This is a genomic window from Pseudomonas helleri, assembly GCF_009600315.1.
Taxonomy (GTDB): Bacteria; Pseudomonadota; Gammaproteobacteria; order Pseudomonadales; family Pseudomonadaceae; genus Aquipseudomonas; species Aquipseudomonas helleri_A.
In genome coordinates this window covers 1-17,113 of record NZ_WIWC01000021.1, presented here as the reverse complement: position 1 = coordinate 17,113, position 17,113 = coordinate 1, and the positions used below count along the sequence as shown (strand labels likewise).

General features: G+C 54.5%; 21 protein-coding genes and 1 pseudogene. 9 read left to right on the top strand and 13 right to left on the bottom strand.

Translation table 11 applies throughout. The features are described 5' to 3' along the window. Nucleotides 1–14: 14 nt before the first annotated feature. The 4 genes from GHN86_RS13780 (at nt 15) to GHN86_RS13765 (ending at nt 2,757) form a co-directional block, all read left to right on the top strand. Complete coding sequence (locus tag GHN86_RS13780; RefSeq protein ID WP_153378861.1) at nt 15–656, top strand: carbonic anhydrase; 642 nt, start codon at nt 15–17, stop codon at nt 654–656. Nucleotides 657–685: 29 nt separating this feature from the next. Then, nucleotides 686–1,156 (top strand): cyanase, encoded by a 471-nt coding sequence (cynS, locus tag GHN86_RS13775; RefSeq protein ID WP_153378860.1) that lies wholly within the window; start codon nt 686–688, stop codon nt 1,154–1,156. A gap of 76 nt (nt 1,157–1,232) precedes the next feature. After that, nucleotides 1,233–1,472 carry a DUF2790 domain-containing protein gene (locus tag GHN86_RS13770; protein ID WP_153378859.1) on the top strand — a complete coding sequence of 80 codons (240 nt, stop codon included), beginning with the start codon at nt 1,233–1,235 and terminating at the stop codon, nt 1,470–1,472. Nucleotides 1,473–1,533: 61 nt separating this feature from the next. After that, nucleotides 1,534–2,757 carry an amidohydrolase family protein gene (locus GHN86_RS13765; protein WP_153378858.1) on the top strand — a complete coding sequence of 408 codons (1,224 nt, stop codon included), beginning with the start codon at nt 1,534–1,536 and terminating at the stop codon, nt 2,755–2,757. Between the two features lie 292 nt (nt 2,758–3,049). On the opposite strand, the gene GHN86_RS13760 is transcribed toward GHN86_RS13765, so the two are convergent. The 3 genes and pseudogenes from GHN86_RS13760 to GHN86_RS13750 form a co-directional block, all read right to left on the bottom strand. Then, nucleotides 3,050–4,153, bottom strand: a complete 1,104-nt coding sequence (locus GHN86_RS13760) for an alkene reductase (protein ID WP_153378857.1) — start codon at nt 4,151–4,153, stop codon at nt 3,050–3,052. A 55-nt stretch (nt 4,154–4,208) separates the two neighbouring features. Beyond that, nucleotides 4,209–4,787, bottom strand: coding sequence for a TetR/AcrR family transcriptional regulator (locus GHN86_RS13755; protein WP_153378856.1), 579 nt, complete (start codon nt 4,785–4,787; stop codon nt 4,209–4,211). A 144-nt stretch (nt 4,788–4,931) separates the two neighbouring features. Then, nucleotides 4,932–5,273 (bottom strand): annotated as a pseudogene (locus GHN86_RS13750) (LysR substrate-binding domain-containing protein); the annotation flags it as partial. A gap of 15 nt (nt 5,274–5,288) precedes the next feature. On the opposite strand from GHN86_RS13750, the gene GHN86_RS13745 reads away from it, so the two are divergent. Then, entirely contained in the window at nt 5,289–6,299 is a 1,011-nt protein-coding gene (locus GHN86_RS13745; protein ID WP_153386745.1) for a zinc-dependent alcohol dehydrogenase family protein, read from the top strand. 22 nt (nt 6,300–6,321) lie between these two features. Here GHN86_RS13745 and GHN86_RS13740 read toward each other — a convergent pair whose 3' ends face one another. The 4 genes from GHN86_RS13740 to GHN86_RS13725 all read right to left on the bottom strand — a co-directional run bounded on the left by GHN86_RS13740 (nt 6,322) and on the right by GHN86_RS13725 (nt 8,943). Continuing rightward, entirely contained in the window at nt 6,322–6,618 is a 297-nt protein-coding gene (locus GHN86_RS13740; protein ID WP_153378854.1) for a DUF6482 family protein, read from the bottom strand. A 14-nt stretch (nt 6,619–6,632) separates the two neighbouring features. After that, nucleotides 6,633–7,343, bottom strand: a complete 711-nt coding sequence (locus GHN86_RS13735) for an SDR family NAD(P)-dependent oxidoreductase (protein ID WP_153378853.1) — start codon at nt 7,341–7,343, stop codon at nt 6,633–6,635. Then, nucleotides 7,340–7,882: a DUF3833 domain-containing protein gene (locus tag GHN86_RS13730; RefSeq protein WP_153378852.1), complete on the bottom strand. Its 543-nt coding sequence runs from the start codon at nt 7,880–7,882 to the stop codon at nt 7,340–7,342. Before GHN86_RS13730 ends, GHN86_RS13735 begins: the two co-directional genes overlap by 4 nt. A 380-nt stretch (nt 7,883–8,262) precedes the next feature. After that, on the bottom strand, nt 8,263–8,943 hold the full coding sequence (locus GHN86_RS13725) for a TetR/AcrR family transcriptional regulator (protein WP_153378851.1): 681 nt from the start codon (nt 8,941–8,943) through the stop codon (nt 8,263–8,265). Nucleotides 8,944–9,155: 212 nt separating this feature from the next. Here GHN86_RS13725 and GHN86_RS13720 point away from each other — a divergent pair, with 212 nt between their 5' ends. The 3 genes from GHN86_RS13720 to GHN86_RS13710 all read left to right on the top strand — a co-directional run bounded on the left by GHN86_RS13720 (nt 9,156) and on the right by GHN86_RS13710 (nt 11,849). Further along, nucleotides 9,156–9,995, top strand: coding sequence for a TauD/TfdA dioxygenase family protein (locus GHN86_RS13720; protein WP_153378850.1), 840 nt, complete (start codon nt 9,156–9,158; stop codon nt 9,993–9,995). A gap of 51 nt (nt 9,996–10,046) precedes the next feature. Next, nucleotides 10,047–10,817, top strand: a complete 771-nt coding sequence (locus GHN86_RS13715) for a class II aldolase/adducin family protein (protein WP_153386743.1) — start codon at nt 10,047–10,049, stop codon at nt 10,815–10,817. A gap of 78 nt (nt 10,818–10,895) precedes the next feature. Next, the gene (locus GHN86_RS13710; RefSeq protein WP_153378848.1) at nt 10,896–11,849 is read left to right on the top strand and encodes a 2-hydroxyacid dehydrogenase; all 954 of its coding nucleotides are present in this window, start codon (nt 10,896–10,898) and stop codon (nt 11,847–11,849) included. On the opposite strand, the gene GHN86_RS13705 is transcribed toward GHN86_RS13710, so the two are convergent. The 3 genes from GHN86_RS13705 to GHN86_RS13695 form a co-directional block, all read right to left on the bottom strand. Then, nucleotides 11,830–12,885 carry a linear amide C-N hydrolase gene (locus tag GHN86_RS13705; RefSeq protein ID WP_153378847.1) on the bottom strand — a complete coding sequence of 352 codons (1,056 nt, stop codon included), beginning with the start codon at nt 12,883–12,885 and terminating at the stop codon, nt 11,830–11,832. The genes GHN86_RS13710 and GHN86_RS13705 overlap by 20 nt on opposite strands. A gap of 22 nt (nt 12,886–12,907) precedes the next feature. After that, nucleotides 12,908–13,741 carry a hypothetical protein gene (locus GHN86_RS13700; RefSeq protein WP_153378846.1) on the bottom strand — a complete coding sequence of 278 codons (834 nt, stop codon included), beginning with the start codon at nt 13,739–13,741 and terminating at the stop codon, nt 12,908–12,910. A 318-nt stretch (nt 13,742–14,059) separates the two neighbouring features. Next, nucleotides 14,060–15,265 (bottom strand): NAD(P)/FAD-dependent oxidoreductase, encoded by a 1,206-nt coding sequence (locus GHN86_RS13695; protein ID WP_153378845.1) that lies wholly within the window; start codon nt 15,263–15,265, stop codon nt 14,060–14,062. A gap of 301 nt (nt 15,266–15,566) precedes the next feature. On the opposite strand from GHN86_RS13695, the gene GHN86_RS13690 reads away from it, so the two are divergent. Further along, nucleotides 15,567–16,130 carry an RrF2 family transcriptional regulator gene (locus tag GHN86_RS13690; RefSeq protein ID WP_153378844.1) on the top strand — a complete coding sequence of 188 codons (564 nt, stop codon included), beginning with the start codon at nt 15,567–15,569 and terminating at the stop codon, nt 16,128–16,130. A gap of 25 nt (nt 16,131–16,155) precedes the next feature. Here the strand turns inward: GHN86_RS13690 and GHN86_RS13685 are convergent, their stop codons facing one another. From GHN86_RS13685 to GHN86_RS23670, 3 genes are all read right to left on the bottom strand, one after another. Beyond that, complete coding sequence (locus tag GHN86_RS13685) at nt 16,156–16,365, bottom strand: hypothetical protein (protein WP_153378843.1); 210 nt, start codon at nt 16,363–16,365, stop codon at nt 16,156–16,158. Nucleotides 16,366–16,533: 168 nt separating this feature from the next. Beyond that, on the bottom strand, nt 16,534–16,875 hold the full coding sequence (locus GHN86_RS13680; protein ID WP_153378842.1) for a winged helix-turn-helix domain-containing protein: 342 nt from the start codon (nt 16,873–16,875) through the stop codon (nt 16,534–16,536). Nucleotides 16,876–16,878: 3 nt separating this feature from the next. Beyond that, nucleotides 16,879–17,113 (bottom strand): hypothetical protein (locus tag GHN86_RS23670; RefSeq protein ID WP_228389618.1); only part of this gene is annotated, 235 nt, incomplete at its 5' end.

Genomic DNA, 17,113 nt, shown 5'->3' with positions numbered 1-17,113 from the left:
CCCACGGAGTCACCATGCAAGACATCATCGACGGTTTCCTTAAATTTCAACGTAATGCATTTCCTGAACGTGCCGGTCTGTTCAAAGATCTGGCCAACCAGCAGAGCCCACGTGCGTTGTTCATCTCTTGCTCGGACAGCCGGCTGGTGCCGGAACTGGTCACACAGCGTGAGCCGGGCGACCTGTTCGTCATCCGCAACGCGGGCAACATCGTGCCGTCCTACGGCCCTGAGCCGGGCGGTGTGTCAGCCTCGGTGGAGTACGCGGTCGCAGCCTTGAAAGTCAGCGACATCGTGATCTGCGGGCATTCGGACTGTGGCGCCATGACCGCCATCGCTACCTGTAAATGCCTGGATAGTATGCCCGCCGTGGCCGGCTGGTTGCGCTACGCCGATTCCGGGCGGGTGGTCAACGAGGCCCGTCAGCATGTCGACCAACATGCCAAAGTCGCCTCGATGGTGCGCGAAAACGTCATCGCACAGTTAGCCAATATCCAAACTCATCCCTCGGTACGCCTCGCACTTGAAGAAAAGCGCGTGACCCTGCATGGCTGGGTCTACGACATCGAAAGCGGATGCATCCAGGCCTTCGATAGCGACACCGGCAAGTTCGTGCCGCTGGCCGAAAGCCCGACCGTCTGCGCAGCTTCGCACTAACCCTAATTTCAACCCACGGAGATACCACCATGATCCATTCACAAATCAGCCAAAACACTCGCCTGGCCCTGACCGACGTCATCCTTTTAGCCAAAGCCCGTAAAGACCTGTCGTTCGCTCAGATTGCCGAAGGTACTGGCTTGCATGAAGCCTTCGTCACCGCAGCCTTGCTCGGCCAACACCCACTGCCGGCCAATGCTGCCCAAGTGGTTGCCGACACCCTGGGCCTCGACGCAGATGCCGCGTTATTGCTGCAAAGCATCCCGTTGCGCGGCAGCATCGGCAACGGTATTCCCACCGACCCTACCATCTACCGTTTCTACGAAATGATTCAGGTCTACGGCACCACGCTCAAGGCCCTGGTTCACGAGAAATTTGGCGACGGCATCATCAGCGCCATCAACTTCAAACTCGACGTCAAGAAGGTTGATGACCCGGACGGCGGATCACGCGCGGTGATCACCCTGGATGGCAAGTACCTGCCGACCAAACCGTTTTAATCACTCGGCCCATGGGCCCGGCGCGCATAGCTGCCGGGCTTCACTTTCCTCGAAACCTGAAAGTTGGCATCTGAACATGAAAGCGCTGCTTGTACTGATATTCAGTTTTTTTTGTGCTGGGGCGATGGCTGAAGAACCGCTACCGGTTGAGCAATACAGCTATTCCCAGCACCTGGACATCGCCCACGTCATTTCCATGAGCGAAGTCGCGAACGTCTGCGCCGTGGTACCCGTGCGTATGACCTACGAAGACTCCAAGGGACAGAAACACATTCTTGAATACCGAGTGATGGGCAACGGCTGTTCCAACGGTTGAGCTGTCAACGATTTGTTTATTACCGATGCGCCTGAGGGCAGCAATGTAGCGAGACAACATCATGGATTTAATCTTTCGTAATGTACGCATCGACGATTCAAAACCGCTGATGGACGTGGCGGTGCTTGGCGGCAAAATTGTCGAGATCGCGCCGACAATTTCTGCGCAAGCCGTGCAGGAAATCCAAGGCCACGGCCACGTGCTGATCCCGGGTTTTGTCGAAGGGCATCTGCACCTGGAAAAAGCCAATATCATGCACCGCAAGGCCAATCGCTCCGGCACATTAAAAGAGGCCATAGCGGTTACCGCCGAACTCAAACCCACGTTGACTCGCGACGACATTCTCGAGCGTTCGACTCAAGCACTACGTGCATTAGTGCAGTCCGGCACCACCCACGTTCGCGCCCACGCCGAATTCGACCCGGTGCAAGGCTTCACAGGCTTTGATGTGGTGCTGGAGCTGCGCGATAAGCTGCGTGACATCATTGACATTCAAGTGGTGGCTTTCCCTCAGGAAGGGATCCTGAAACTACCGGGCATGCACGCAATGATGGTTGAGGCCATGGAGAAAGGCGCAGATGTAGTGGGCGGTATTCCTTACAACGATGACTCGGCCCATGAACACATTGACTATGTATTTAACCTGGCCAAGCAGTACGGTAAGGACATCGACTTGCATCAGGACTTCGCCGACAACGCCGAGCATATGACTATTGAGTATCTCGCGCGCAAGACAATCAAGGAAAACTTTCAAGGTCGCGTGTGTGTCGGTCACTTGACCAGCTTGAGCGCCGTGCCGCCGCACAAACAGAGGGAGATCATTGCCTTGATTCGTGATGCTGGCATCAGCGTCATGTGCCTGCCCGCCACCGACTTGCACCTCGGTGCGCGCGGCGACGGCCATAACGTGCGCCGTACCCTGACACCGGTACGGGCACTGCGTGACGGCGGGGTGAATGTGTGCCTTGCTACCAACAATATCCGAAACGCGTTTACCCCGTTTGGCACCGGCGATTTGCTCAACATCGCGCAATTGGCGATACCGGCTTGCCACCTGGGCGGCGCGGATGACCAGGCCACCGTGTTGTCGATGCTCACCACTCATCCTGCGAAAGCGCTGGGGCTGAAGGATTATGGATTGGCGCCAGGAGCCTCTGCTGATTTGGTATTGCTGGATACGTGTTCGGTGAGTGATGTGATTCTCGACTTGCCCACGCGCCTGATGGTGCTTAAGCGCGGCAAGATTGTGGCGACGTCGGTTTGTCAGCGTTCGGTGGCTTTCTGATTCCTCAGGTTGGCTCAAAAGGTTAAAAATCCTTCAATCGCTCTAGTACCGGATCCGGTCAAAACCACTTCCGCACTCAGCCGATTCCGATGACTGAATTGCCTTTTGCACGGCTGTATGCACCTCACGTCAGTCAAATGCCGGTGGACGCAGGCAGCCCATAACCAGTGCATCGACCGTCGTCATGAACTCATCATAAGTGAGCCCCTTAGTACAGGGCACTCGTACTCAGGCCGATGGAGCCACTCAATATCTCCATTCATCCTGGCAATGCTGAGTTGTTCCATGCTCCTCAGTAGCTGGCATTCGGCCAGTCGATGTAGCCCTTGGCACCGCCGCCGTAGTAGCTCTCTCTCGGAGCGATTGTCAGGGCTGCTCCGCGACGCAGACGCTCCACCAGATCGGGGTTGGAGATAAACAGACGGCCGAAGGCCACGGCGTCAATCTTGTTCTGAGCGCGACGCTCGATCGCCATTTCCAGGTCGTAGTTGTTATTACCGATGTAAGGCCCTTTGAAAAGGCCGCTCAGGGAATCCATATCAATGCCCTCGGGAACTTCGCGACTGGTCGCCGTAGCGCCCTCAACGAAGTGCATGTAGGCCAGATCAAGCGTGTTCAGTTCGGGAATCAGATACCCGAAAAGACCCATGACGTTGCTGTCAGGAGGCGTGTTGCCCGCGTCCGGGGTTACTGGCGACAGGCGTATACCGACACGGTCGTTGCCCCAGATTTCGATGACCGCTCGAGTGACCTCAAGCGTCAGGCGCGCCCGGTTCTCGATCGAACCTCCGTACTGATCAGTGCGCTGGTTAGTGGAGTCACGCAGAAACTGGTCGAGCAGATAACTATTGGCCGAATGGACTTCCACCCCGTCAAAACCAGCATGCTTGGCATTGCGTGCAGCTACTCGATATTGCTCGATAATGCCGGGAATTTCGTCGGTTTCCAGCGCCCGTGGCATGGACACCGGAACGAAGCCCTCTGTGGTGTAAGTATTACCTTGCGCTTTGATCGCTGAAGGTGCCACGGGCGCTTGGCCGTTGGGCTGTAATTCAACGCTGGAGAAACGGCCTACGTGCCACAACTGCAACACAATTTTCCCGCCTTCGGCATGTACAGCATCGGTGACTTTCTTCCAACCAGCAGTCTGTTCATCACTCCATATACCCGGCGTAGCTGCATAACCTCGGCCTTGGGCAGAGATGTTGGTCGCCTCCGCGATGATCAGTCCAGCTGAGGCACGCTGTGCATAGTAGGTAGCGTGGAGCTCATTGGGGATGCCATCTTCGGCATAGCGGCTACGGGTAACCGGTGCCATAGCGATTCGGTTGGCGAGTTTGATCGCTCCAAATTGAGTAGGTTTGAACAGATCAGTGTGGGTAGTGTTATCAATCATATGCGAACTCTTTTAGTAGACCAGTCGTCTAGTTTTTTGGGTAAAAAAAAGCCGCTCAACCGAGCAGGCTTTTAGTAATGGTCAGCGCAGATAAAAATGACTGAGTAGAGCGGTTCACTTTCGCCATCAATGATGCGCCCAGCCAAAGTTGGTACATTGACTCAGCCAGCGCAACGCTATCGCAGGCAACGATGCTGCCATCCTCGACACCGCGGTCGATGGTAGCTGTTATCAGATTTACGATCCGGGCAGTGCCTTTTTCCAGCACTTGACGCATGACTTCAGAGAGATCGCAGACTTCAGCACCGAGCTTCACGACTAAACATTTGTTGTCGACGGAGTCGTCATGCTGGGTTTCACTCCAGTAAAGAAAGTATTGCAGGAGGCTTTCAGCACCACTGGCCTGTTGCTTGAGAATCGGTTCGATACGTGACAGATACTCTTCAAAGTACTCTTGCAGTAGTGCTTGGCCGAATTCTTCTTTGGACTTGAAATAGTAATAGAACGACCCTTTAGGAACACCCGCCGTGCTCAAGACTTCGTTGAGACCCACAGCGGTGTAGCCTTTGCGGGTCATTAGCGCCCGAGCGACATTAAGGATGTGTTCACGCATTTCATTAACAGGTTTCTTCATAGTGTGTGGAGTCTAAAATCAATTAGACCAGTCGTCTACAAACTTCGACGAACGGCTAGCCTTCTTGATACAGGTACCTCTGTGTAAATGCCCACTCTATTAAGGGTAGGCCCCCCCTGACGCTGCAGTTGGCGCACTGCGAGCCTATGTCCCAATATTTTTTTGTTCAAGCCACATAGGATAAAGAAGCGCAAACCTCTGACTCACCCAGTCGACAAAAGCATGTACCTGCGGAGCAAGATGCGCTCTGCTCGGATACAACACGGATACCGGGCGCGGTCTTGGCCGAAAGTCCTCAAGGACCTCCACCAAAGACCCGTCAGCCAGATACCGCTCCAGCGTGATCCCCGGTGCCTGAAGAATGCCAAAACCGGCTACGCCACATTGCACGTAGGCATTTGACTCATTGACGACGATGCCTTGGTGGCTGATATAACCCGTGTCGATGCCGCTCTGCGAGAATTGCCAGGGGAGTGGTCGGTGGTTCTAAGGAGAAACGAAATGAAAGCCTGGCTTCTGAATAATTTTGGTCTCGATAATTTAGTTTTAGGTGAAACCCCCACGCCGCAACCCAAGGCCGGGGAGTTGCTGGTTAAAGTGGGCGCCGTTTCTCTTAACTTCCGCGACAAAGCCATCGTCGACGGTATTTACGAGCCACACATGGTGCCTAAACCGCTGATACCCGTGAGTGATGCAGCAGGAACCGTAGTGGCTGTTGGTGAAGGCGTAAGCCGATTTAGCGTAGGCGACCGGGTCAACTCGCACTTGTATTCGCGCTGGATTGATGGCGCTCCCGGCCCGGACGAACCCGACTACTGCTTTGGTTCGCCGCTGCCAGGCGGGCTGGCCGAGTACATGATCATTCACGAGGATAGCGCTGTGCGCGCGCCCGATAACATGTCGGACGAAGAAGCATCGACACTGCCTATCGCCGCGCTGACTGCCTGGTATTCACTCGTGGACTACGGCCAGATCAAAGCTGGAGATAGCGTGCTCGTGCAGGGTACTGGCGGTGTGTCGATCTTTGCTATTCAACTGGCTACCGCGTTAGGTGCCAACGTCATTGTCACATCCAGCAATGACGCGAATCTGGAGGCTGCCATGAAACTGGGCGCAGTTGCCGGGGTTAACTACAGGGCCCACCCGAACTGGGAAGAGCAAGTGCTGAAGCTTACCGACGGCAAAGGGGTAGATCTGCTTCTGGACGTTGCCGGTGGTAATGGCCTGAACCAGTCTATCGCAGCGACCAAGGCCGCTGGCAAGATCGCACAAATCGGCTTCCTGACAGGGCAGACCACCGCGCTTGGCCTGATGCCGCTGATTTTTCGGCAGACGACTATTCGTGGCATCGCAGTTGTGCCACGCTCGTCATTCGACCGTATGAACGCCTTTCTCAACGAGAACCCAATCAAACCCGTCATCGACAAGGTCTACCCATTTGCAGAGGCACGCCAAGCTTATGAACACTTGGCGAGGGGCGCTTTCGGCAAGGTCGTTATCAAGATCGTCTAATTGCTTGAGGGGTAATTTCGAATTACGTGAGTGAAAAAGGAATGCGCATCTCTTCGACAGAACCTGTATCCCGGCCACACATTTCGTCGTGCGCGCATTGCTGCACCAGCACGCAAGGAAATGCCCGTACGGTCTGCAGCAAGTCACGCAGTTGGGTAATCGAACGCAAGTGCATCGGCTTGGCTCTATCATCAAACAAGGTGAACAGGCCGTCATCCAGGCGGATCCGTACCAGATAAAAACCACCTTCAAGAGACAGTAGCTCCAGCTCGCGAATTTCGCTGTTAACAGCATGTTCGGTGAGGGTTTGCAGGTTCATGCTTTACTCCTTGCCTACCAGGGCAGGCGTTCTCCATCGTAGGCAAAGAACTGGCCGCTGTCGGCTGGCGTCAACTGGTCAATCAGGTTCAGTAACTGGGCCGCGGCAACGTCTGCCGGCCGGGCGCTGAAAGCACCGCGAAAAGGCTGCGACAACCCCGATACAACTGTGCCGGGGTGCAAGCTGATCAAGCGGCTCTGCGGACGGGTGCGCGCCAGCTCGATGGCAGCGGTCTTGATCAGCATGTTCAGCGCAGCCTTGGAGGCGCGATAGGCATACCAGCCGCCCAAACGGTTGTCGCCAATACTCCCGACCTTTGCAGACAGCATCGCCATAGCTCCCCGAGGTTCGAGCAGCGGCAGAAAGTGGCGTAACACCAATGCTGGCCCCAGTGTATTCACTTGGAACACGGCCTGTAGTGCTTCCTGCTCGATTGCGCTGAAGCTTTTTTCTGGTTTTATCCGGTCGCGATGGAGCAGGCCGGCGGCGTGTACGATCAGTTGATACGGCGCCTCGGTTGCCAATTCGGTGGCTGCGGCGGCAATCGTTTCTGGCTGCTCAAGGTCCAATTGGGGAATGGTATGACGCCCCAGCTCGCGCACCCCTGTGCAGCGCGGATCCTGTTTGAGTTGTTCGCAAAATGCCGTGCCGAGGGCTCCATTGGCGCCGATCACCAGCGCGCGATAACCGTCGCCTAGCGAAGTCATGGTGCATATTCGGTTCATTGGCTCGTTCCCACGCCTTGGCGCCGGAAGAACAACGTGACCTGACCAACCTCTACCCCAAACTTGGACATACGTGTGCGGTTGATCAACGTGTCCTCGTCCATCAAATACATCCAGTCGTCCATGCTCATTTCGTAGGTAGAGTCGCCGACTGGCAGGTTCAGGCGGTAACGCCAGTGCAACGTGTTGCCAGCGACTTGGCCTTTTGCGACACCCACCACATCATCCGCGCGACCGCTCCAGCGCCCTTGGCCCTCGGGTGTCAACGTCCAGACGCGGCGCTGGCGAGAGCCGTCACTGTATACAAAGCGCTCGTCAAGAATCAGGTTGTTGCCTTCGCGACGGCTGACGATGTTGACCTCGAAACGCTTGGCAACCTCACCATTGCGCTTCTGAAACATCCCCCAGGCTTTTACGGGCTGGCTGAAAAAGTGCTCGAGATTGAATGCCGGTTGCTGATCCGCATACCGGTCGACATCCACACTGGTGCAGCTCGCGACGCTGAGCAGCAGTGCCAGTAACAGCAGAATTCGAGTCATTGCCTTACTCCCTGAAGTACACAGATGTGAAGGACTGATACTGCATCACTTTGGCGGCACGCTCGGAGTTTGCACCGGCGGAGCAGGGGCACCGAAGTTTCTCGATGCGCTATGGTTTTTAGCGCTAGAGGGATACAGATGAAGGAGTTGTACAAGTACAAAAGCTTGTATAGGTTTTGTTCAAGATAGGCTGAAAAAAATCCGCTGACAATAAATCGGTCATATTTATGTGCTGATGCGCCAGCTTCACATGCAAGGCGTGAGGTTGTTCTAATAATTATCGTTATGGCGCTTTGCACGCTTGGTAGTGGGCCGTGCGTTGTTAAAGCCGGGCGTCGATCTGGTTATTAATGGCTGGATATGGCTTTCGGTCTGCTATTTCACTCAAGTGACGGTGGACACAAACAGCCCAGAGCCATGGCGACCAAGCTGTCGACCAAGGCCGGATGTTCAAGTTGCGCTGGAACATCCTCCAAGACCGACTGGATGACACTGCGTAACCCCTGACCAAGCAAATAAGCCGCCAAGGCGGGGTGCTTCGTGGTGATCTCATGCTCGTACAGATGCAGAAGCGGAAGCCAAGTCGCTTCGATGAATTCAACGGTTGTACGGTAAGAGCCGCGCCACATTCCCAAGTGCAGTACAGAGTGGTAACGCAAGTGGAAGGCCTTATTCAATTTGAACAGGCGTGTTTCGACACGAATGATGTTGGCGAAAATATTCCGCAATGCCGACGCCAGCGGCACGCCAATTAAGCGCTCACGCATCTCCAGTAGATGCTCGGACTCCTGATCGAGAACGCGCTCGTAGAGCAAGGTGATGATGGCGTCTTTATTGGGGAAGTATTGGTATATCGAACCGACCGCAACGCCTGAAACTTCCGAGATGCGGGCGACAGTCAGCGTCTGCTCGCCACCTTCATCCAAAATACGCAGGCATGCCTGTTCTACAGCGTCGACAAGTGCGCGTGAGCGCGACTGAGTTGGCCGCTTGCGTAGTGCAGGAAGTTGCTCGGGTGTTAGCCAAGTGTCGATGACGGGTTCACTGTCTTTTTTGTTCATGGGAATCCGAGGGTGAATCTATCGCCATGCCAAATATTAAATTTTTGTTTTATTAATCAGTAACTTATTAGTTAGCAACTGGTGAGGTAAATGCGAGTGTAACAGTAGCATTGACGACAGTATGATCAGTCTGTCGATTAGGCGACCACTAAACGCGCAGTGATTGCGCCATAAAAAGAACAACTTTTCTACCCCAAAAAGGGAGATTGCTTATGTCGTCATCTTTGACTGTCCATTCTCTAGGCACCCGCATTGGCGCTGAAGTGCTTGATCTGGATCCGAGTTCAATCCATTTGCCAGTCACGCTGGCCGCGATTGAGGCGGCACTGGTTGAGCATGAAGCGCTTGTGCTGCATGTTCCAGACCTGAAGCCAGAGCAACACCTTGCGATCGCACGGCATTTTGGTGAGCCTGAAGTTCACACGTTCTATCCCAACCTGGGCAACGGCTTTGAGCAGATAACCGTTATCGACTCAAAGCTCGGTGATCGTGCCGATATGTGGCACCACGACGAGAGTTTTCTACCCAGCCCGCCAATCGTCACCATGACTCACGCTCAAATTTTGCCGCCGGTGGGTGGCGACACGTGCTGGATCAGTATGACCACCGCCTACGACGCACTGTCCGAGCGCATGAAGCAATACCTCAATGGCCTGAGCGCATGGCACGATATGAATGGCCCCATGACCGCTGCTCTACGCCAGAATGTTGTCACTCACGAGCGTTATCTCGATGTGATCAACATGAACCGTCGGCATTTGCATCCGTTGGTGATTAAACATCCGGTATCAGGGCGTAAGGCGCTGTATTTGAGCCCGACCTATACCACCCATATCGACGGCCTGGCCCTCCCTGAAAGCGATGCGGTTCTTGCCTACCTGCACGGCCATTGTCAGCAGATCCAATTTGGTTTTCGCCACCGCTGGACTGTCGGTGACATGGTGATCTGGGATAACCGCAGCGTGCTCCACAACGCCATCCTGGACTATCAACCGCACCAGCGGCGCATGCAGCGTGCTTCGGTATTCGCTCGCGGGGCTTGCCGCGCGTGATTCATAAATGGGTGGATCACCCGTATTCGTGGGTGCCTCAGGGGAATAGCTATGTTGCAAGATAAGTTGAATCAGGATTTGCTGGCTCGATTCACACCCAAGCCGGGTCGACATGCGCTGCTGCCGGAACTGACGCCACAACAGACGTTAGCGTTGTTATGCCGCGTGTTGTTTCGCGAGGGCTATAACGATCACATTGCCGGTCACATCACTGTGCGCCAGGACGACGGCACTTACTTGGCCAATCCATGGGAGTTGACCTGGGGGGAGGTTAGCGCCTCGGATATTGTGCGCCTCGATCAGCAGGGCAAGGTGATAGAAGGGGAGTGGAATATCACCCCGGCCATCAACTTGCATATGGATCTACACGCCGCTCGCAGTGATGTTCACGTAGTGATCCACAATCATCCACAGTGGGGGTCGGTATGGTCTGCGGCAGGGCGTATCCCACCTGTTTACGATCAGACATCCGCTTTGGTTGACTCCGATCCGGTGCTCTATGACGAGTATCGTGGCACGGTTGAAGACACCGAGTTGGGGCGCGCCGTGGTGGACGCACTGGGTCCGAACAAGTGGGCGTTGCTCGCCAATCATGGTGTGTTGGTGGTGGCCAACGGCATACGTCAGGCGCATTTGCGTGCGATCACGCTGGAGTGGCGCAGCCGTCTGGCCTGGCACGTTGAGGCGCTCGGCGGAGGCTCGCCATTGCCCGACCACGTTGTGCTCGCAACGGGCAAGCGCACCGATGGGAATGGGTTCCCGTTTTTATGGGAAGCCATGGCGCGCGAGGAAATCCGCCGCGATCCCTGCGTGCTTGAATAAGCCCACCTCTTCGTTGGACGGCAGCATGGCATCGCACTGTGCTGCCTACTTTCTATTCTGCTTGGAGCTGAGCGCGCGATGAAGCCAACTCTACTACTGCTATCAGTATTTCCCCATCGCTTGATGGAACGCCTGCATGAGCATTTTGAGTGCTACGTGCACTCTCAGCTTGACGAAAAACAAGTCCTGTCTTTGGCTCCACTCGTGCGTGGCATTGTGGCAACCGGCGAGTCGACCGTGACGCGTGAGCAAATCACTCGACTGCCTGCGCTCGAAATCATATCGGTGTTGGGTGTCGGCTACGAGGGCATCGATCTTGAGGCTGCTCGCGACCACAATATCTGTGTTACGCATACTCCAGGTCTATCCACCGAAGATATTGCGGATTTCGCCATGGCCCTGTTGTTGTGTGCTGCACGCCAAGTGATCAGCGCTGATCAGTTTGTGCGACGAGGTGAATGGAGAGGCGGTCGTCATCCCATGACTGCGCGGGTGTCTGGCGGGCGAATGGGTATCCTGGGTTTGGGCCGTATAGGCAGAGCAGTGGCGTCACGGGCCCAGGCTTTCGGCATGAGCATTGCGTATACGGGGAGGGCTCCAAAGGCTGACGTGCCCTACCGGTGGTGCAACGATGTGCACGCATTGGCGGCGAGTGTCGATTATCTGGTGGTATGCGCGAGTGCTAGCTCTGGCACTCACGGCATGGTTAACGCGTCTGTGTTGGCAGCGCTAGGCCAGAGTGGTGTGTTGATCAATATCGCGCGTGGTTCCATCGTGGACGAAGATGCTCTTGTCGAGGCTCTGCGCGACGGCAAGATTTTCGCGGCGGGGCTCGATGTGTTTTGCGATGAGCCGCACGTCTCGAAGGCATTGTTGGCGTTGCCCAATGCGGTGCTGACACCGCATATGGCCAGCTCTACTGAGGCTACCGTTCAGGCAATGCTGGATCTGACGTTTGAGAATCTGGCGACTCATTTTGCCGGGGAGCCTGTATCAACCCAGGTGAACTTACCTAAGCGCCCTCGAACTTGAAGGCGGGCGCTGTTTCAAATTGACTCGATACTTCCCCTGAATAAATCGTGCTTTGATTGGGACCTAGATCCAGCTTCTTGACCGTCCCTGTGGTTTTTGAAAAATCCAATTTTTTAAGATCCACCCAGAATGTGTTGGGCGTTATAGCTGACTCAAAAAAGTAGAGGCCCTGCTTGTGATCAATCACCGAGCGCCAGCGCGTTGAAGAGATGTTTGGCTCCCCTGGTGTGGTGATGCCATAGGGTACAGAGACGTTGCGAATAACACTGAACACACTGGCTAATGACAGGCGTGGATCCTGTGATTGAGGCACTGCGTTTACATAGAAGGACGCTCGAGCGAATCGATCAGCTGAACGATTAGTGCCAGGCAGCATCACCGTTCCGCCAATGGATTGCCAATAAGCGTTCATCGCCAGTTGGTCCGCAAAGGCGGGGGAGTTGGTCATCACCTGGTAGGCGCGGTTGTGGTGAATGACTTGCTTGCCATCGATGTATTCAATAATAGCGCTATCGCCTGAGGCATCCGACATGGATAGATGCAGGGTTGCCAAGCGACTTTCTCCCGGTACCGCTGCAGTCACCACGTTAAAAGGTTCAGTTTCCAGAGCCTTTACGGCTTCAGCAACCGAGCTGAAGTTGTCCAGTACATACTGAGCCCACGCAGCAATACTCAAGCCGGGCTTGCCCTTGGTGAGGGGCGGGTATTCTGACTCAACGAGCCACAGCAAGTTTGCAGAAAGCCCCGCTTCGTTTACGCCATCTGTTGTTGATATATCGTAACCGGTGGCAATGACACTGCCGTATTTGGATGTCCATTTAATGGAGTCAGGGCCCACTTCTCCATTGCGTTGTATGCCCTGGGGGAAAACCCACAGGTTGGTCCCCACATCAGATTTCCAGTCCATGGATCGGGCGGTGATCACCGTCTGATTGTCCCCAAGGTAAACCAGACGTGTGCAGGCCTGTGCGAGCTGTGCACAAGTCAGTAAGCCTGCCAATGCCAACGTCATAACTTTCAGATGTTTTTTTTTCATTCCCTTGCTCCTTTAACAGGCGTTAAAAACGCATGGACACACCCAATACAGGCCCGCGCTGAGTGACATCGTATTTGAATGTCTTGCCTGTAAAATCCTTGGTTCGATAATCTTGAGCCAACACACGATAACCAAAACGAATGATGGTTGGATTCTCCAACAGGTAGAGCCTGTATCCGAGATAAGCCTGCCCGTTATAGGTTTTCTTCGAGGAAGTATCGAACCCACCCGTGTCGACAGCGCCGGACAACGTCCATCTATCGTTCAAATCAATTTGACTGCGTAACCCCACAAACGGGTCTGTCCAATGGGTCTTTTTATGGGTACTGAAGCCAAGAGAGGCGACATCTACAGAGGTCGACAATTTTGTCCAGCGCACCCCGAGCATGGGTTCCAAACGCCATGTTCGAGGTTCATTAAAAACGGTGTTTCCCCCCAGTTCGTATTGGTAGGCACGGTAGTAAGCGCCCGCCGCAAAAGTAGTTTGCGTGATCTCAAGGCCAACTTTTCGGCCGAAGGCTCTATCGGACTGGCTGGTCTTTGCATGAACCCCATCGATAAAAAATCCGACAGTACGATTGGTGACCTCAATATTGCCCATGAATACAGAGTCGAGGTTATGAAGTATCTCGTTAGCACTGAGGTCTGCCTTGGTATGAACGCCTCCTAGCTCTACGTGGCCCTTCATGGATGGCGCCCACGCAAAGGGACTCACCAAGACTAACCACTGGCTCTTTTCGGCGTTTGAATCAAGTGAGGTCTCACTGGCATGAGCGGGTTGCAAAACACTTAATAAGGTGAATGCTGACGCTATTGTTTTAGCCAGTGACGCTATAGCGGTTGAGGGTGTCGACATTGACGAAGTCATCCTGACAAATGCGCGTTAAATAACAAACTCGATTTAGCTTAGGGTCTGTACGAAATGTTTTCGAGCGAAGGTTAGACAAGGCGAAAACAGGCGAGGAACGGCCGGGGTCGCGCACGACTTAACGTGTGTTAATGAGCATTCCGATCGGACTCGCGCACGAGCCTGTTTTCAACGCAGCATAATCGAGCGCAGATACATTTCGTACAGAGCCTAGTCGATAGCGTCACAGGGTTCATGTTGATTTGCGATTATCGGCTAACCCGTTACTGGATCCGGGTTAGCCGGTGTAGTGTTCGGATCGTTTGTTCAAGCCACAATAGGAATCATAGGGTCAGCGGCTGCCCACGCAGCCTCGCGATTGGCTGCTGGCGGGTATATCCATACGGTGTTGATCTGTGTTTTGAGCGCTTTGGCTTCCTGACCAGTCAATACCACGTGGCGATCCCAGCCCTCGGTATACACCGCTCCCCAGCCGCCCAAATCCAGACAGGTAACGTACTTGGGCTGACGGTACATGATCGGCTGTTCGCCCAATATCTGCGCGGCAACGTTATGGCCTGCGTGGCGGCCTAAAACGATGGCGTGCTGGCATGTCATCAATGCGTGATTGCCAAGGTCATCGGTGGCGGCATAGGCGACATCGCCCGTCGCAAAAATATCCGGCTGGCCAATAACTTGAAGGTTGGCGTCGACATGTAAACGGCCGAAGGCGTCGCGCTCGCCAGGAATCTGAGCTGTTAACGAGCTGGCCCGTACTCCGGTTGTCCAGATAACGGTATTGGCCTCAATACGTTGGCCGTCACTGAGTGTCACGCCGTGCTCGTCAACGGCGACCACGGTTGTCTGCAAGCGCCATTTCACACTCAGCGCTTCACACGCCTGAGCAATCGACTGGCTGATTTCAGTCCCTAAAGAGGCGCCAATTTTCGATCCCCGGTCGACGATGATGACCTCAATTTCCGCGTTTTCACCCAAGACCGCACGCAGGCGAGCGGGCATTTCAGTCGCGGTTTCAATTCCGGTAAAGCCGCCACCCGCGACCACGACGGTATTGCGGGCTTTGCTCTCTGGCAAATCAACCAGGCGCTGGAGGTGTTGCTCCAGGCGCATGGCTTGCTCAATCTGGTCCACGTCGAAGGCGTGTTGCGCTACACCCGGCGTATCGGGCAGTGCGAGGCGACTGCCAGTCGCCAGTACCAGCTTGTCGTACGTAAGCGTCTTTATGGCGCCCAAGGCATCACGGTAAGCGACCGTTTTAGGCTCAACATCAATACGTTCAGCGGTGCCTGAGATGAAATTGACGCCAACCGCATCAAAGAGCTCACCCAGAGGCGCAAACAACTGATGGGCATTCGGCTCATAAAAGCGGGGGCGTATGCGTAACTCCGGCTGAGGCGCCAGCACGCTCACTTCGACATCGTGGCAGCCATGCAGGCTGAGCAACCGAGTGGCGCTTAACGCCGCCCACAGCCCGCCAAAACCCGCACCAAGAATCAAAATCTGCTTTTTCATGTGTCACTCCAGAGAGTCACCCGCGAATGTTTGGGTGCGTCTCGCATAAGGAGAACGCACGCGGTGATCGCGCACGTTCAGGGTGAAAAGCGTGTGTTATCCACGCCAAGTAACGGCGACTATATTTGTCGTAGTTACTTGGCGCAAGTAATTTATCTGTGCTGCCAAGACAAAAATTGGCAAGAATTATCATTCTCTTAGCACGAAAACACGGCCTCTCAAGGCTTGAAAGGCTGATTGGGAAATTGATAAAGCTACGAATCGCAGTTAGTATTTGCGACTAAATTAGTCGGAGATTCCCATGTCCTTTTACAGCGCCGGGGTTGAGTACGGTATTCACTGCCTGATATTTCTGGTGGGGGATCGGGGCGAGAGTCGAGAGGCCAGCGTGCGGGATCTCGCTGAGTTGCAGGGCGTGCCGGTGGATTATCTGGCGAAGATTTTCACAAAGCTGGCCAAGTCAGCGTTGGTCGTCGCCACTGAAGGAGTGCGCGGCGGCTTTAAATTGGCCAGACCTGCCGACGAAATCAGCCTGTTGGACATCGTCAATGCCATCGACGGGCAGAAGAAGATTTTTGACTGCAAGGAAATTCGCGGTCGCTGCGCACTGTTCGAGGGGGCTGCGCCTGACTGGGCGCTAGAGGGCCATTGCTCGGTTCACGCGGCCATGTTAACCGCGCAAAAACGCATGGAAGAAGCCTTGGCTCAGCAAACGATTCTGGATCTGGCCAGAAAGGTTGGGCGCAAATCGCCCACTGATTTTCCTGCTCAGGTGGATCAGTGGATCAGCCAGCGCCGAGAGAAAAAAGTCAGCACTCAGGCTTCAAGCGATAGAAATATCCCTCTATGCGATATCTCTAACTGAACCTTGACTCGATTGCTAAGGCGCATCAGTGAAGTGTTTTCACCCGACGACTTTCGCCAATCCGGATTCTGTCCAGTGCTCTATTCAATGCATCCAACGCATCGAGCAGGGCTTTGGCCTCAGCCTCTCTGCCATCCCCCCACAGGCGCTCTGCCATCGTGTTCAAGGCCTGGATTGAGCGCTCTATATCCGCAGCAGTCGCTGGAGCAGGCTTTTCAGGTGGTTTTTTCGGCATTGTCAAAATGTCTTGCTTGGCAGGTCAGGGATGTTCATGGATCGTCACCGCATCACGCGGCACTCATTGATTGTTGGCCCCATGCTATCGCAGTGGGCACAGATGGCCTTGAGGTTTTTTGCTTTGTGCCTTTTCCAGCAGACATAGGGGTTTTAAACGCCGGAGTGGCTAGATGGAGCACACGGGCGTATTTAAAACCGGTTTCAGGTCTTGCACCAGGCAGTAACCACAGTTGCGCACGGACTTGAATAGACGTTCACCCAAGGCGTCTTTGAATTTATTTTGCAAGCGACTCAAGCACATCTCCAGACCCTTGTAGCGGTGTATATCTTTATCCATACCCAGAATGAGCTGTTGTTTACTGCAAATTCTGGAATGGCTGAGCATCAGCGTTTTGATCAGAAGCGATTCGGTCGAGGTCAGGTCAATGCAGACGTGCGCAGCACGCAGTTGTCGGGCGGTAAAATCGAATACCCAGTGTTCAGGTAATGGGTTTGGTGCGGTGTCCATATTTCAGCGCTTCCCTGCGTGAAGAGTGAGTGGGCGAATGCCTGCACCATGAGTAACGAGTTCAGACGTGATTATTACCAGCACACGCTTGAGCGGCGCAGTCGATAGCCAAAACTGCGAACACTGAATATCAGTTTGAGGTGGTGTGCGTTTTTTATCTTGGGCGGCGGCAAAAACTGAGTGCAACACCTGACCTTTCCGGTACGGTGCTGCCCTATGTCTTATTCCGAACTCAGCG